The organism is Candidatus Bathyarchaeota archaeon, assembly GCA_026014805.1.
Taxonomy (GTDB): domain Archaea; phylum Thermoproteota; class Bathyarchaeia; order Bathyarchaeales; family SOJC01; genus JAGLZW01.
In genome coordinates this window covers 47,608-62,748 of sequence record JAOZHR010000010.1, presented here as the reverse complement: position 1 = coordinate 62,748, position 15,141 = coordinate 47,608, and the positions used below count along the sequence as shown (strand labels likewise).

At 44.3% G+C, this 15,141-nt stretch carries 18 protein-coding genes and 1 tRNA gene; 10 read left to right on the top strand and 9 right to left on the bottom strand.

From position 1 onward, the window contains the following. Positions 1-2: 2 nt before the first annotated feature. The 4 genes from NWE91_02625 to NWE91_02610 form a co-directional block, all read right to left on the bottom strand. Positions 3-1,277: an ABC transporter permease gene (locus NWE91_02625; GenBank protein MCW3985290.1), complete on the bottom strand. Its 1,275-nt coding sequence runs from the start codon at positions 1,275-1,277 to the stop codon at positions 3-5. Then, positions 1,270-2,001: an ABC transporter ATP-binding protein gene (locus tag NWE91_02620; GenBank protein MCW3985289.1), complete on the bottom strand. Its 732-nt coding sequence runs from the start codon at positions 1,999-2,001 to the stop codon at positions 1,270-1,272. The genes NWE91_02625 and NWE91_02620 overlap by 8 nt, the downstream gene beginning before the upstream one ends. A 135-nt stretch (positions 2,002-2,136) precedes the next feature. Then, a complete protein-coding gene (locus NWE91_02615; GenBank protein ID MCW3985288.1) occupies positions 2,137-2,337 on the bottom strand; it encodes a hypothetical protein in 201 nt (66 codons plus the stop codon). A gap of 68 nt (positions 2,338-2,405) precedes the next feature. After that, on the bottom strand, positions 2,406-3,053 hold the full coding sequence (locus tag NWE91_02610; GenBank protein ID MCW3985287.1) for a PAC2 family protein: 648 nt from the start codon (positions 3,051-3,053) through the stop codon (positions 2,406-2,408). Between the two features lie 106 nt (positions 3,054-3,159). On the opposite strand from NWE91_02610, the gene NWE91_02605 reads away from it, so the two are divergent. The 6 genes from NWE91_02605 to NWE91_02580 all read left to right on the top strand — a co-directional run bounded on the left by NWE91_02605 (position 3,160) and on the right by NWE91_02580 (position 6,361). Next, positions 3,160-3,238 (top strand) — tRNA-Met (locus tag NWE91_02605). Positions 3,239-3,384: 146 nt separating this feature from the next. Next, positions 3,385-3,675: a hypothetical protein gene (locus tag NWE91_02600; protein ID MCW3985286.1), complete on the top strand. Its 291-nt coding sequence runs from the start codon at positions 3,385-3,387 to the stop codon at positions 3,673-3,675. 184 nt (positions 3,676-3,859) lie between these two features. Beyond that, entirely contained in the window at positions 3,860-4,258 is a 399-nt protein-coding gene (gene hypA / locus NWE91_02595) for a hydrogenase nickel incorporation protein HypA (protein MCW3985285.1), read from the top strand. Positions 4,259-4,260: 2 nt separating this feature from the next. Next, positions 4,261-4,998, top strand: a complete 738-nt coding sequence (locus NWE91_02590; protein ID MCW3985284.1) for an Mrp/NBP35 family ATP-binding protein — start codon at positions 4,261-4,263, stop codon at positions 4,996-4,998. Positions 4,999-5,095: 97 nt separating this feature from the next. Further along, positions 5,096-5,722: a GNAT family N-acetyltransferase gene (locus tag NWE91_02585; protein ID MCW3985283.1), complete on the top strand. Its 627-nt coding sequence runs from the start codon at positions 5,096-5,098 to the stop codon at positions 5,720-5,722. A 24-nt stretch (positions 5,723-5,746) separates the two neighbouring features. Next, a complete protein-coding gene (locus tag NWE91_02580) occupies positions 5,747-6,361 on the top strand; it encodes a MarC family protein (GenBank protein ID MCW3985282.1) in 615 nt (204 codons plus the stop codon). 12 nt (positions 6,362-6,373) lie between these two features. Here the strand turns inward: NWE91_02580 and NWE91_02575 are convergent, their stop codons facing one another. The 3 genes from NWE91_02575 to NWE91_02565 form a co-directional block, all read right to left on the bottom strand. Next, positions 6,374-7,603: a phosphoglycerate kinase gene (locus NWE91_02575; GenBank protein ID MCW3985281.1), complete on the bottom strand. Its 1,230-nt coding sequence runs from the start codon at positions 7,601-7,603 to the stop codon at positions 6,374-6,376. 68 nt (positions 7,604-7,671) lie between these two features. Beyond that, positions 7,672-8,685, bottom strand: coding sequence for a type I glyceraldehyde-3-phosphate dehydrogenase (gap, locus tag NWE91_02570; GenBank protein ID MCW3985280.1), 1,014 nt, complete (start codon positions 8,683-8,685; stop codon positions 7,672-7,674). 155 nt (positions 8,686-8,840) lie between these two features. After that, a complete protein-coding gene (locus tag NWE91_02565) occupies positions 8,841-9,014 on the bottom strand; it encodes a hypothetical protein (GenBank protein ID MCW3985279.1) in 174 nt (57 codons plus the stop codon). A gap of 278 nt (positions 9,015-9,292) precedes the next feature. On the opposite strand from NWE91_02565, the gene NWE91_02560 reads away from it, so the two are divergent. After that, entirely contained in the window at positions 9,293-9,790 is a 498-nt protein-coding gene (locus tag NWE91_02560) for a 4Fe-4S dicluster domain-containing protein (protein MCW3985278.1), read from the top strand. Position 9,791: 1 nt separating this feature from the next. Continuing rightward, positions 9,792-10,667, top strand: a complete 876-nt coding sequence (locus NWE91_02555) for a CoB--CoM heterodisulfide reductase iron-sulfur subunit B family protein (GenBank protein MCW3985277.1) — start codon at positions 9,792-9,794, stop codon at positions 10,665-10,667. Positions 10,668-10,681: 14 nt separating this feature from the next. Here the strand turns inward: NWE91_02555 and NWE91_02550 are convergent, their stop codons facing one another. Both NWE91_02550 and NWE91_02545 read right to left on the bottom strand, forming a co-directional pair. Further along, complete coding sequence (locus NWE91_02550) at positions 10,682-11,152, bottom strand: glycine cleavage system protein H (GenBank protein ID MCW3985276.1); 471 nt, start codon at positions 11,150-11,152, stop codon at positions 10,682-10,684. 82 nt (positions 11,153-11,234) lie between these two features. Next, entirely contained in the window at positions 11,235-12,566 is a 1,332-nt protein-coding gene (locus tag NWE91_02545; protein MCW3985275.1) for an FAD-dependent oxidoreductase, read from the bottom strand. Positions 12,567-12,722: 156 nt separating this feature from the next. Here NWE91_02545 and NWE91_02540 point away from each other — a divergent pair, with 156 nt between their 5' ends. Next, positions 12,723-13,865 (top strand): Coenzyme F420 hydrogenase/dehydrogenase, beta subunit C-terminal domain, encoded by a 1,143-nt coding sequence (locus NWE91_02540; protein MCW3985274.1) that lies wholly within the window; start codon positions 12,723-12,725, stop codon positions 13,863-13,865. Then, positions 13,849-15,141: a CoB--CoM heterodisulfide reductase iron-sulfur subunit A family protein gene (locus NWE91_02535; GenBank protein ID MCW3985273.1), complete on the top strand. Its 1,293-nt coding sequence runs from the start codon at positions 13,849-13,851 to the stop codon at positions 15,139-15,141. The genes NWE91_02540 and NWE91_02535 overlap by 17 nt, the downstream gene beginning before the upstream one ends.

The following is a 15,141-nucleotide window of genomic DNA, read 5'->3' as shown; positions in this document are numbered from 1 at the left end:
TGCTAGCTTTTCTTCTTTCTAAGCCTTAAACCTCTGAGCTTCAACTTTGCAGTCAAAATCTTTTCTGTGGCAAACAGTTTTGCAGCTATGTAAAGCAAGGCAACCGTGAATATTGCCACGTAGATAACGCCGAAGACCGCGGTTAAATAGTTTCCAGTGAGAGTAGCTTGGGCTGCCAGCATTGGATGAGTATACGGGATGGCAAGAAGAACGATCCTGGCTGCTAAAGGTAGAGAATTGAAGTCAGCAAACATGATGATGAACATGGGCAGCATAATAATGACGTTAAGATAGCCGACGACTGACTGCGCACCTCGAACATCCTCTGCAAAAGCCGATATAATTATCGCTAAAGCAAGAGCCGAAAGCAGAGACATGAAAACCGAAGCTCCTAGAATCAGGTATCCTAGAGGAGTTGGAGCCAAACCAATAGCTGCAAGGTCTACGGAAACACCCATGTCGCCCATAATCATGAAGGACCCCATGTAATAATTAAACCCTATAATGATGGCGATAGCGCCCACAGCTGCAACGATAGTTGATCCCGCAAGCTTTCCAAACAATATAGTAAAACGGCTTATGGGCAGACTTAACAGCGTTTCAAGAGTCTTCTCCTCCTTTTCCGATGCCACGGAAGTTGCAGCAATTTGCATAGAAAAAACAAGCAATATACTTATGGTAACAGGCAAAGCAAAAACTTGCGAGTACATTATGCTGAAGAGCACGCCAGGCGGGACATCTGTAGGTTTACCTTTAATAATTGACTTTGATGCAGTCTGAAATGGATTAGGCGCCAACCATCTTTTGAAGGCCTCCAAATACCCACTAACAACTGAGGAACTCGCCGCCTCAGCGATTCCGCCACTGCCAGTAAAAACACTGTAAACTTCAACGGTAGCGGGATAGTTTGGATCTCCCTTCGACACATTTTCGGTGAATCCTGAAGGAACCACAATGAGGTCGGTTGCATTTGTCTCTGTTTGCAAAATCTCTACGGCTTCATCCACGTTTGAAGCGCTGATGTTGATGATTGTCATTGTAGAAAAGCTATTTAGGAAATCTGTTAAATTCTTAGCGATGACACCATGGTCAAAATCTACAAGACCTACTTGGAGGCTTTGAAGGCGCTCTTCTGTTGATTCTATAGATCCTCTCATAACAAATCCCATGATTGGGAGCATCACAAGTGGGAAAACAATCATTCCAATTAGAATTTTCGGATCACGCAGCAGTTCTTTGAGTTCTTTTACAACAACGTTTCCTAAACCTTTAAGCAAGACCAACCACCTTCGCGAAAGCCTCTTCCAAATTCTCAACATTATTCTCTGACTTTAGCTCTTCTGGAGTGCCCTCTGCCACAATTCTTCCGTGATTAATCAAGGCAACTCTTTCACACAAATATTCGACCTCCAACATGTTGTGGCTTGAGAGCAAAACGGCAACGTTGTGCCTTTTTACATATTTCTTAATGGTTTCTCTGACATGAACCGAATGAAGAACATCCAACCCACTCGTCGGTTCATCCAACACCGCCAACTTCGGCTTTGTCATAAGCGCCCTAGCTACGAGAAGTCGACGTTTCATACCTTTACTATAAGTTTTCACCTTATCGCGCAGGCGATCACCAAGCCCAGAAATCACAGCAGCGCTTCTAATAGTCTCCTCCAGAGCTTCTTTGTTTTCTGAACTAAACTTCGCCATAAACCTCAGATACTCTTCTCCAGAAAGATTCTTGTAAGCTCCTGCTTCTTCCGGAAGATAAGCTATGAGCCTACGAACCTCTGAAGCCTCCTTAACCACATCGTAATCGTATACTTTCGCTGAACCAGAGGATGGCATGATTAATGTAGAGATAATTCTAAGTGCCGTAGTTTTCCCGGCACCGTTAGGGCCAATAAGTCCATAAATCTCGCCACGTTTGATTTTAAAACTCAAACCATCCAAAGCCCTAATACTACCAAAAACTTTGACAAGATTCTCTGCCACAACAGCAAAACTCAAACCCACATTCCCCAATCAAGCCCCATGCATCTTCTATCACTTAAAAACCTAATGCCACTTCAAAACAATCAATCTAAACCTACGCGTGCGCACTCCTTTCTTCTCTAATTCCCAAAATATGGCCAAATCATAATCTCACTCTTTAACCAGTCTAAGCACAAGAACAATTCCAATCAGGAAACAGACAAAACCCAAAGCCATTGCATATATTTGAGGAATAATTTTGCTCACCGCAGCTACAAGATATGTCGGGCCAATAAAACACAGTAGTGCAGCTAAAACAACATGCAACATCTGCTTGACTTCTTTCCTTGCAAACCTGCTAATAGCTTTCACTAAGCGAGCATCCTCCATTCGTGAAACATACGTTAAGACTTCACTATTAACCTTTTTCTTTTTCTCTTCTACTGCCCCAGCTTATTTCCTGTCCCCCAAATCTTTGTTAACAAGTTGAATGCCGCAAACCCTGCATCCTTATCTGACTGCAACCCCTCAGTTGCACCTAAAAGACAAATTCCATTCATCCCTCGCTCTTTAGCTAGCCCGAGTAGCAGCCCGGTAGCCCCCATAATTCGCCCCTTTCCATAGATTATGCCGCCCTCTCCCATGACTTTTGCAGCCAACTCGTTTGATGTAGCTGCCACATAAACTTCTTTCTTATCAGTTGAGACAGGCACGCCGCCAATGGTTACCACCGATTTACAGCCTAACTTCTGGGCGAAATCTAAAAGTTCTTCGCATATTTCATAGTGAGCCACGACATTATCCAGCGGTGGCTGCAAATTCCCAGTTAAAACGACTGCATTCAACTTTTCTCCAGATAGAGGCACATAAAACTCGTAACGTGGAGGACTGCAAATCCCATCCCCACTAATGGTGACGTAATCTGGGAAAAATGGTGAATAATATTCTGCAAACAGCTTAGCTTCACTAAATTGAATTAACAATTGTGCCGCAATCTTTCCTACATTTCCAAATCCCGGAAGTCCTTCTATAAAGATGGGCTTGTCAAGTTTTGGACGAAATTGTTCATGGATATATGAGTTCTGCAAATCTCTGCACAGCTAAGACAAACATGGCAGATGTTATAATGCTTTTCGCAGGCAATGATACCTCGAAACATTTAAAGCATGCTATGATATCAAACTTGAAAAGTGAAGCGGGGTGGGGTAGCCAGGTTTAACCCGCTGGGCTCATAACCCAGAGATCAGTAGTTCAAATCTACTCCCCGCTACCAAAACCTGCCTTTTTGCATTAAAAAGAAGAATATAGACTAACCATCTCGATGCGTTACAGTCACTCCTAGCAGAAACGTTATGCCTAGGACAAGAACAAATCCCAAAACCCCGCTAAGAAGCATCGAAAGATAAGGATCTTCTATTATTGGAAGCATATAGTCAGGCGCGCGCGCTTGCAGACGTAAAAGGAACAAAGGCAGGGTCAATAACTCTGATATACGACCATGAAACAAGAAACTTAGAATCCGATTTAATCGACATCCAACACCACTTCGAATCTATAATTTGTGCAACGATGCATGTCCATTTAAGCAAAGAAAAGTGTTTAGAAACAATTGCAGTGAAAGGTGAGGCTAAGGAAATAAAATGGTTGGCAGAAAAGTTGAAAGCCAGAAGGGGCGTAGAAGAAGTGAGGTTGAACATCTTTTCAATATAAGCGTGCCTGCTCGAAGATGCTAGTGAAGCCTTTTTTTGTCCAGTTTTTGTGCGATTTAGAACAGATGCGCTAATCAAATATGGATGGCAGCAAATAGAAGCTGAGATCAAACCCAACTGACCAAAAGTTTCAATTGCGCACAAAGTTACAATACTTTTAAACACAGCTAGTCTGAGGTTTCAGCATGCACGAATGGGCTTTAGCAGAAGCAGTGGTTTCTACAATTCTTAAAATAGCCGGAGAAGAAGGACTTAAAGATATTACTGAAGTCAAAATCAAGATTGGTGAACTGCAACAGATAGATCAGGAAATTTTCGAGTTTGCTCTATCTCAACTTCAGTCTCCCCTTCTCAAAAAAGCAAAGTTCAATTTTGAAACTGTAAGGGCTGAATTGAAATGCAACGTTTGTGGGCATCAATGGAGTTTTAGCGCAGAGAACCTGAGCGAAGCTGTCTCAGAAGCAATCCACTTTATTCCGGAGATTGCTCACACGTACGTAAAATGTCCTAAATGTGGCAGCCCAGACTTTGAAGTCTCCGTAGGGCGTGGAGTTTGGCTAGGCTCCATAAAAGGAGTAAAGTAGCGATGGTTGACCCTAGACTGAACATAATCGATGAAAGATTGGCAAAAATAAGGAAGATAATAGCGGTGTCAAGTGGCAAAGGAGGAGTAGGCAAGAGCTTAATCGCATCTACTTTGGCGCTTACTCTTTCGAGAAGTGGCCATAAAGTGGGTCTACTGGACTTGGATTTCTCTAGCCCGTCTACCCATGTTATATTGGAAATTGACGGATTGTATCCAAAGGAAGAAAAGGGAATTGTCCCGCCTGTGGCTCACGGTTTAATGCACATGTCGATCATCTATTACTCAGGTGATGCTCCGACGCCTTTGAGAGGCGTCGACATCTCTAACGCAATAATAGAGTTATTGGCTATCACTCAGTGGGGCTCGTTGGATTTCCTAGTGATTGATATGCCTCCTGGCATCGGAGATGCGACATTAGATATGATAAGACTCGTCAAAGACATCAACTTTCTCGTGGTTACGACTTCATCTAAGGTGGCATTTGAAACAGTGAGAAAATTGATTAGGTTACTGAGGGATTTGAATGTGCCTATCATTGGTGTTGTGGAGAACATGAAGATGACCGATTCATCGTTCATTCGTGAAAATGTTGAAAAGTTCAAGGTGTCCTTTTTAGGGGAGATAAAATTCGACTATGAGCTAGAGAACTCTATAGGGGATGTAAATGAACTATTAGAAACAGACTTCGCAAGAAGCTTAGAGGAGTTAGTATCTCAAAGGCCTGAAATAAAGTCTTAAAAGGTACTTGTTGGAAACTGGCTCTGGCCACCGTATCATAGCTAAAGTTAATAATTTGCAGTGCCCAAAGCGTTGTAGATTCAGGTAGTGAATCTGTATGTTTGAGTTTGGAAACCTTAGGTTTAGACCTACTGAAAGAGAAGATTTGAAGCTGCTGCACATGTGGGAAAACGATTCTGAACTAATAATGTACTCACGAAGTAACCCATTGAACTTCGTAAATATGGCTCAGCTGGAGAAGCAATACGAAGAGTGGGTCAAGGACGAGAAACAGCTTCACCTTATCGTTGAACTCATTGATTCAAAAGAGTCTATCGGGATTGCTCGTATACGACGAGAGGAATGGGGCAACGTAAAGACCGCAGACATTGGAATATACATTGGCAAGAAAGAATTATGGGGAAAAGGTTTGGGTAAAAAAATTACTGTAGCTCTGATGGAAATGTCCTTCAACCAACTGAATATGGAACGTTGCGAAGCATGGAGCGTAGAATACAATCACCGTGCTCACAAGGCTTTGAAAGCATGCGGTTTCAAAAAAGGTGGAGTGGTGAGGCAAGCAGCTTTCGTTAATGGACGAAAATGGGACGGCTTTCACTTCGACATCCTTCAAGGTGAATACCTAAAAATACGAATGAACTTGCTAAAACTAGTGTTGGGACACAAATTGGAGGAATACCTTAAAAAGCACTGCACTATCGAAGGATATGAAGAACGCCTATAGGAACCATATGAGGTTTCAAATATTATGATTGGCTCACTAGAGTTTGTCATTCTAGCGATTACCTCGATTACGGCCGTGATTGAACCCGCCAGCACCATTGTAGCCTACATTACTCTTGCAAAGGATTTAAACGAAAGTGAAAAACGCCAAATTGTCAGACAATCTATTAGCATTTCTTTCTGGGTCTTAGTGTTCTTCGCCTTAACAGGACAACTGCTATTCTCGATTTTCAACATAACAATTGCAGCGTTCCAAATCGCAGGCGGAATCCTGTTGGTTTCAGTTGCAATCCACATGCTCCATCCAAAAGGAAAAGAATACTCAGAGGCAGAACGAGAGAACATTGCCATCGTTCCATTAGCCTTTCCGCTTACAGCTGGTCCCGGCACAATCACAACTGTGATACTCCTCAGTTCTCAAGCTGAAACGCTGCTACACACATTTCTGGTGTTTGTCGGAATCGCGGTTGGAATATTAGTACTGTATCTCGGTATGAGGTACGCCTCAAAAATTTCAAAGCTTGTATCCGACGAAGGGCTACGTGCAGTTAATCAATTAATGGCCATAATCGTTCTAGCAATCGCCATACAGTTCGTGATAAACGGTATTACCGCAGCCATTCCCCAAATTCTTCAATAAAAAAGAAGGAAGTTAGGGTTGTCTTTTTGCCGCGGCTTCTAAAGCAGCCACCCCAGGCAGTTTTTCGCCCATTAGAAACTCTATTAACGCTCCACCCGCTGTGCTTATGTAACCCATTTTCTTTTCAAGCCCCAACTGTTCAACTGCCGCTACCGTGTGACCTCCTCCAACAAGAGAGAAGGCTTTCGAGTCTGCTACAGCTTCTAGGATTTCCTTAGTTCCTTTCATGAATTCTTTGTTTTCGAAAATTCCCATAGGTCCGCTGACTACGATAGACTTGGCTTTTCGTATAATTCCGCCATGGTGCTGAATGGTTTTCGTTCCAATGTCGCATATTGGATAGTTTGTCGGAAGCTCTTCTATGGCTATTTCTTCCCGTTTACCATCTACATCTATGGCCAGGTCGGAAGGCGTTTTAACTTGGTCTGGATAGCTTCTTATCAATTTTTCAATGCCAGAAACGAAGCCTAGTAACTCCTTCTTCTTGAGAAACTCTATGTTTGGGGTTCCAAGGTCTACACCTTTTGCAGCTAGGAATAGATGCCCCGCCACACCACCTGTTAAAACGTTGTCAGCGATGTTGTTATCCAATACGTACTTCGAAATTCTAAGGGCATCGTCTGCCTTGGCACCGCCCAAAATGTAGATGCAGGGCTTCTCTGGCGATTCAAGGGCTTTGCTTAAGGCGTTGAGTTCTTTCTCCATAATTCGCCCCGCAACACTAGGTAGGACAGCTGTGAAGCCCACGATGGAAACGTGGGAGCGGTGGGCAGCTGCAAAGGCGTCGTTGATGAACACGTCAGCTAGGGGTGCCAGCGATTTTACAAAATCTGTTTTTGCGTGTTTTTCGGGAGTTTCCTTATTTCGTTCTTCGGGGTATGTTCTAACGTTTTTTAGAATCAGAATTTGTCCGTTTTTCAATTCTTTTATGGCCTTTTTAGCTTTCTCTCCAAAAAGGTCATCCACGTACTTGACGGGCTTATTCAGTATCTTGCTGAGAATCTTTGCATGTTGCTCAAGAGATATGAAGTCGGGCTCTCCAGGTCTTCCTTGATGAGCTAGCACTACGACTTTTGCGCCTTTCTGAGCGAGTTCTTTAATTGTTGTTTCTCCATGTACTCTAATCCTTACGTCTTCTAGGACCTTCTTCGTCTGGGGATCAATTGGAGAGTTAAAGTCCACTCTTACCAGAGCAGTTTTGTTTCTGAAGTCGAAGTCATTTATGGTTAAGATTTTCGACATTTTTTACCAACCAAAAAAATAGAGGGCGAATGCCTCTAAGGACATTTTTCAGGAACGTTTTGCGTTGTTTACAAGCCGGCTTTTTTACCTATGAGTTCGATGAGTTCTACCATGCGGCAGGAGAAGCCCCATTCGTTATCGTACCAAACAAGCACCTTTGCCAAGTTGCCACCAACTACCATCGTGGATAGTGCATCAATTGTTGCAGAGTATGAATTGTGGTTAAAGTCAACTGACACAAGCGGTTCTTCTGTGTAGTCCATTATCCCCTTCAACGGTCCCTCTGCAGCTGCTTTGAACGCACCGTTAATTTCCTCCGCCGTTGTCTCCTTTTCCAGCAAAGCAGTAAGGTCGACTATTGAAACGTTAGGTACTGGAACTCTTAAGGCAAGGCCGTTCATTTTTCCCGAAAGTTCTGGAAGTACAGTGGTGGCGGCTACAGCGGCTCCTGTTGTTGTGGGTATAATTGACACTGCTCCTGCTCTGCCCCTGCGAAGTTTTCTATGGACTAGATCTTGGATTCTTTGGTCGTTTGTATATGCGTGGACGGTTGTCATAAGTGCCTTCTTTAGACCGAAGTTATCATTCAATATTTTGACAACTGGAGAGACGCAGTTTGTTGTGCATGAAGCATTTGAGATGATGTTGTGGTTTGCAGGGTTGTATTTTTCGTGGTTTACGCCTAGCACTATGGTTATGTCTGGGTTTTTGGCGGGTGCGGAGATTAAGACTTTCTTGGCGCCTGCTTGCAAGTGTAGTGAAGCTTTTTCTCTGGCTGTGAATAGCCCTGTTGATTCAACAGTTAGGTAGACGTTCATGTCTTTCCAAGGAAGTTGTGCAGGGTCTCTTTCTGAGAGCACTTTTATCGGTTTGCCGTCTACGATTATCGTGTTTTCTTCAACTCTTACGTTGAATGGTGGATGTCCGTGTACTGAGTCGTTTTTAAGTAAGTATGCTAAGGTTTTTGCGGGTGCGAGGTCGTTTAGCGCTACGAAGTCTATGTTGGCTTTTCTTTCTGTAGCAGCTCTGAAGAGTAAACGTCCAATTCTGCCAAATCCGTTTATAGCTACTTTTATCGCCATTCTAAATCACCATTGTTCATAGTTTTACGTTACTGTAAATATGCTTTCCATATTAATTTTCCTACGGTATATAAAGTTCTTTGGGAAAAGAAGAGGGAAATTATGTTTTATCGGAGTTTCATCAGCACAATTTCTGCGGCTAAGACCATGAGTTCTCATGTCTCGCACAGGAGTAGTGCGTACGCTGTGTCCACTTTCGCTAGTTCTTGAATAGTCATCTGTTTTTGTATGGCAAAGGATGGAGGATTTATGCGTTGGATAGCTTCCTCTACCCCAATAATCTGGGCTCCAACTATTCGTTGCGATTCTTTTTCGACAACAAGGTTCACTTTATTGGCATAGCGCTAAGATAACAGTCCGCTCCCGTCTTCAAAGTGATTGTTCTAACTACGGTTGTGATTCCTTCTCTTCTTGCAAAGAATTCTGTCAGCCTATGACGTCAATTTGCGCGTCAAAGAGTTGTGTCACTGGACATGACCGCGCGCCAAAAACAAATACTTAAATTAAGTCAAATGGTTCTATATTATTCTCAAAATGAGGAACGCTGGATGGCATATTCAACTACAAAGGTTGGTTATTCAAATTAAGTGCGGAGAGGCCTATTTTGGTGGTCACCAAACTCGACCCTAGGTTCAAAGACGAAGTTTCTAAAGCTCCTGGAGGACAGAACATAAAGAGGTGCTATCAGTGTGGAACATGCAATGTCGGATGCCCGGTTAGGGAGATAGAGGAGAAATACAATCCTAGAAAGATCATACGCATGACCGTGCTCGGCATGAGGGAAAGGGTCCTTTCAAGCGACTTCATATGGCTGTGTTCTGCATGTTACACCTGCCAGGAACGATGCCCACAGGACGTTAGGATAGCCGACGTGATGAACGTTCTCAAAAATCTGGCAGTCAAAGAAGGTTATATTCACAGCTCCTTTGCTAAACGAGTGGAGCTTGTAGGGGCTAATGGCAGACTGTTCCCCATAAGCAAGTTTGACAACACCAAACGGAAGGAACTCGGGTTGCCGCAAATTCCACCTATAAACGAAGAGGTTCAAAAGCTCTTTAAGCTAACTGGCTTGAACAAACTGTCAGGCGCTGGAGGAGGAGAATAAAGTGAAGTACGCCTTTTTCCTGGGATGCCTTGCACCTGTGATGTCTAGACAGTTTGAGCTTTCAGCGAGGAAGGTCGCCAAAGAACTTGGAGTGGAACTCATAGACGCAGAGGACTTTGCCTGTTGCGGCTTCCCTATAAAGTCCGTAGACCAAGAAACAGCCTTGCTTCTAGCTGCCAGGGACCTAAGCGTTGCTGAGGGCATGGGCATAGACATATGCACCATCTGCACAGGTTGCGCCTCCACGCTGGCGGAAGCCAGCAAAGAGCTGACACACGATGATGGGTTAAGGGAAGAGGTCAACGAGAAACTGCAGAAGATAGGTCGGGCTTACAAAGGAAAGGTCAAGGTTAAACACTTTGTGCGAGTTCTGTACGAAGACGTTGGTCCTGAAAAGATTAGAAGCCAGGTTAAGAACAGCTTGGAGGGACTCAAGTTAGCCTCCCACTACGGATGCCATTATCTTAAACCTTCAGACGTTTTTGACAAATTTGAGGACCCCGAGTTTCCAAGAACTCTAGATGAACTTATCTCTGCCCTGGGCGCGGAGACTGTAGAATATGAGGATAAGACGCAGTGTTGCGGCGGAGTGACTTTGGACATTGACGATAACATTGCGTTGGCGATGGCAAAGAGGAAACTTGACAATGTCAACGCTATGGGTGCCGACGCGATAGTTCTGATGTGCCCCTTGTGTGGCTCTATGTACGACAGAAATCAGAGGGTGATAGAGAGAAGGTTTAATGTCGCTTATAACCTGCCGGTACTCTTCTATCCACAAGTCCTTGGGCTTGCTCTCGGAATAGACCCAAAGGATCTAGAGTTGGGCATGAACCGTGTGAAAACGTCTGATTTATTGAGCAAGCTTGGTGTCTAGGTGTAGAACTTTTCTTATTCGTCCGTTTTTTTCTTTGCTCCTTTTTTCCATCTATAAATCAATAAAGTTTCGTCAATTTTGGTAAGTTCTTTAATGTGCTTGGCGTAAAGTTCTGGTTTTAATAATTTTTCTAGCTCCTTGTCAAAGTTCGTAGGGCGGATAATTGCCATCCAACCTTTGCCGTAAGGGTCATTGTTTATTATGGCTAGGTTGTCAATTAGTCCGTTATTGAATCTGACAACCACGCCCGAAAGGGGGCTCATTATCTCAGCAACACATTTTACTGACTCTATTTTGCAGATTGTCTCCATCCGTTTGACTTCAACACCTCTCTTCTCTACGTAAAAGTATGTAATCTCCCTTAGCGCTTTCTGAGCGTAATCTGTGATGCCAATTTTCGCGGTGCCAGTATCCTCCATTAAGATCCACTCGTGTTCTTTAATGTAATAAAGGTTTTCAGGGATGTTGTATGTGCCAACTTTCATTCATTCAGCCTTCTAAAGTTTCTAACTTCTTTGGGCGTGATTAGCCTTGAATGTCGCGGTCAGTGCCTACTGGAGATTCTGCCTAACGCCGTCGCCTTATTTTCTTCGCAGCGATTTCCGCGGCTAACGCTACGGGCTCTAAAGTTTCAGCTACTGGAGGAGCGTAGCTGGTATCTGCCGCTGAAAGCTCTAACACCGTCATTTCTTTTTGTATCGCCACGGAGAGCATGTTAATTCTCTGGGCCACATCTTCTCCTCCGACTAATTGGGCTCCCATAACCCTTCCCATGACAGGCTCGGCAATAATTTTTACTTTGATTTCTTTTCCTCCCGGAAAATATGACGCTCGTGTTCTGCCTGTTATGCTTGCACTGACTGTTTGGAAACCGATCTTGGCGGCCTGATACTCTGAGAGACCAACTGCACCGAGTTCAAAATCGAAGATTTTCGTGACCGCGCTGCATATAACGCGTGGATTGGCAGCGTATCCTCCTGTGGCATTTATTCCAGCGGTTGTTCCATGTCTAACTGCGTTGGTTCCAAGTTGATAAAGGCATGGTAACCCTGTGATCGAGCTTTGAGACTCAACACAGTCTCCAGCCGCGAATATGCCTGAAACGCTGGTCTCCATTCTGGGGTTTACTCTAATGGCTCTAGTTACACCAAGCTCCACTCCTAGTCCCCTTATCAAGTCTGTCCTAGGTCTAATGCCTGCCGCCATCACAACCACATCCGCTTTTATTTCTTCGCCTCCTACATTTACACCTTCAACCTTGTCTTTTCCTAGAATCGCATCCACCCGTCTACCCACCACGACGCTAACGCCGTGTTCTTCTATCTTTTTCTGTGAATAATCGGCCATATCTTCGTCGAATAATCCAGGAAGAACATATGGCATCAATTCGATGATCGTGGTTTTAATTTTATTCGCTGCCAAGGCGTGTGCTGTTTCTAAGCCAATAAATCCAGCCCCTATAACAACAGCGCTCTTAGCAGTCTTCATTGCCTGTTGGATTGCCTTTCCGTCATCCACCGTCCTCATTGCAAACACTCCTGGAAGGTCGTGACCTTCTATCGGGATAACAAATGGGTCAGCGCCAGTGGCGAGGATCAATGAATCATATTTTTTTGTTTCAAAGTTCCCATCCTTGTCTTCAATTAGAACATTTTTGTCATCGAGATTGATAGACTTAGCATTAGTTTCAAGGTGTAGATCAAATTTCATCATTCTATAGTGGGACGGAGGAAAGGCCATGAGATCCTCAAAACTGGGTATCTCACCCGCTAACACATACGGTATACCGCAACGAGAGTACGCTGGATATGGCTCCTTATCTATTAGAATTATTTCAGCCTTCGAATCGGTTTTGCGGACCGCGTTGGCTGCATGAACGCCAGCAGCGTTGGCGCCAATAATTACTATTTTTCTGGGCAGCTTGAATCTCTCCGAGACTTCATGAGAAGCTATACGTTTACACCGCTGCTTTATATCTATTGTTCTCCAATTTGCAAATAAGAAATTCCTAAATAATGGTACAAAATTATACTAACATTCTAAGGCTTGGTTAACATGGAGGAGGTTAAGTCATTTAAAGACCTGATCAAGGAAGTTGTTGAAACCGGAATATGTGGCAAGTGTGGTGGCTGCGTCTCTTTCTGCTCAGCTGGAGAACTTAACGCCCTAGAGATGGGAGAAAACGAGTTGCCACGATACATCAACGAGGATAATTGTCTAAAATGCGGAATATGCTATCTCATATGTCCCCAAACAGATACGTTAAATGTAGAGCTCCAGGAAAAATTCGGTTGGAATCCCTCTATTGGAAAATACCAGAAGGTAATCTCCACTCAGACGACAGATAAAAAGATAAAAAAAATTTGCACAGACGGAGGAGTAGTGACCTCCCTCCTTATATACTTATTAGAGCGCAATCTGATAAATGGCGCAATTGTCTCAAAGAAGACCGGACGCTTCGCTAGGAAGGCGATAATAGCTAGGACACGTGAGGGGCTCATCGAAGCGGCGGGTTCTACGTTCTCAGGGTCCCTCCACCTAGAAGAATTAGGGGGAAAATATACTACTTACACCCCGATCCTGTCCACAGTAAAGAGCTTAGAGAAAAGATATCTACAGGATATCGCTGTGGTTGGAACTCCCTGCCAGATTAACGCGATCCGAAAGATGCAGTGCCTGGGGATCATCCCAGCTCACCTCATAAAGTATACAATAGGACTTTTCTGCATAGAGAACTTCTCCTTCAATGACGTAGCGAGGGAAAGGTTAGAAAAAAAACTCGACATCAATCTGGAGAATATTGTTAAACTAAATATCAAAGACGACTTCATAATTACCCTCACTAAGGGCGTGACAATTCATGTCCCATTAGAAGAGATAGATGAAGTTGCTCGCCCAGCATGTTTTGCATGTCAAGACTTCAGCAACGAGTATGCAGATATCTCGGTTGGAGGACTTGGTTCACCCAATGAATACACTACAGTTCTTATAAGGACAGAATTAGGTTCATCAGTCTACGATGAAGCTCTTCGTAAGGGTTACATCCAGGAGAGAACATTCGAAGATGTGGAGGAAAGTAAGCTGGAGAAGACAAAGATGATGGCTAAGATCGTCTCCTACTCTAGGAGAAAGAAGATGAGAGCCAAGGAGAGGCTTTCGGAATTGGCGGGAGGAAAGGTCCTTGGGGGAAAAGCCTAAGGCAATTCTGGTTATCGGTGGTGGGATAGCTGGCATTCAGGCCGCACTCGACCTCGGAGATATGGGAATAAAGGTGCACCTAGTTGAGAGGCAGCCGAGCATAGGGGGGAGGATGGCTCAACTTGACAAGACTTTTCCGACAAACGACTGCTCCATTTGTATACTAGCCCCAAAACTGGCTGATTGCTTCAGACATACAAACATCACCCTCCACACGCTGTCGGAGGTCAAAGAGGTAACGGGACAAGTGAGAGATTTCTCTGTAAAGTTACGTAAGTATGCTAGATTTGTGAAGGAAAAGGAGTGTGTCAACTGTGGAGAGTGCGCTGCCAAGTGTCCAGTGAAGGTACCTGACGAGTTTGATATGGGACTGAGAAAGAGGGAAGCTATATACCCATACTACCTTCAAGGAGTCCCAGCGGTCATGAGTATCGATCGGGAAAACTGCCTTTACTTAACGAGAGGAGTGTGTAAAATTTGCGAGAAGATATGTTCTAAGAAGGCAATAGACTTTGAGCAGGAGGACACAAACGTAATGTTGCACGTTGGTGCCATCATCGTCGCCACTGGTTTTGACCCTTACGACCCGTCTGGAATCTCCCAGTATGGCTACAAAAGGTACAGGAACGTCGTCATTTCTTTGGAATACGAAAGGCTGATATGCGCCTCGGGACCCACTGGAGGACACCTTCTGAGACCCTCAGACGATAAGCCCGCAGCGAAAATCGCTTTCGTCCAATGTGTCGGGTCTAGAGATCTCAAAAACAACCGTTACTGCTCATCCGTCTGCTGTATGCACGCAACCAAGGAGGCCATGCTTGCCTACGAACATAACCCCAAGGTGAAGTCTTACATATTCTACATGGACCTCAGGGCCCCAGGCAAGAACTTTCAAGAGTACGTGGCGAGGGGAGAGCAAGAGTATAACATATCATACATCAGAGGAAGAGTAGCCAAGATCACCGAAGACCATGACGAGAACCTCATGGTTTGGTACGAAGAAACTAAGAGCTCAAAAACAAAGAAAATGACCGTAGATCTGGCGGTTTTGGCGACAAGCCTGATGCCAAGGAGGAGCGTAAAGGAACTGGCAAAAGCTCTGGGCGTCGAGCTTGACGAATATAACTTTTTCAAGACGGACCCTCTCATCCCGTTAGACACGACAAAGCCGGGAATATTCGTGTGTGGTTGCTGTCGGGACCCAACGGATATACCAGAGTCTGTTACCCAAGCGAGTGGAGCAGCCGAGAGAGCGGCGGAAACGGTGATGAGGTGA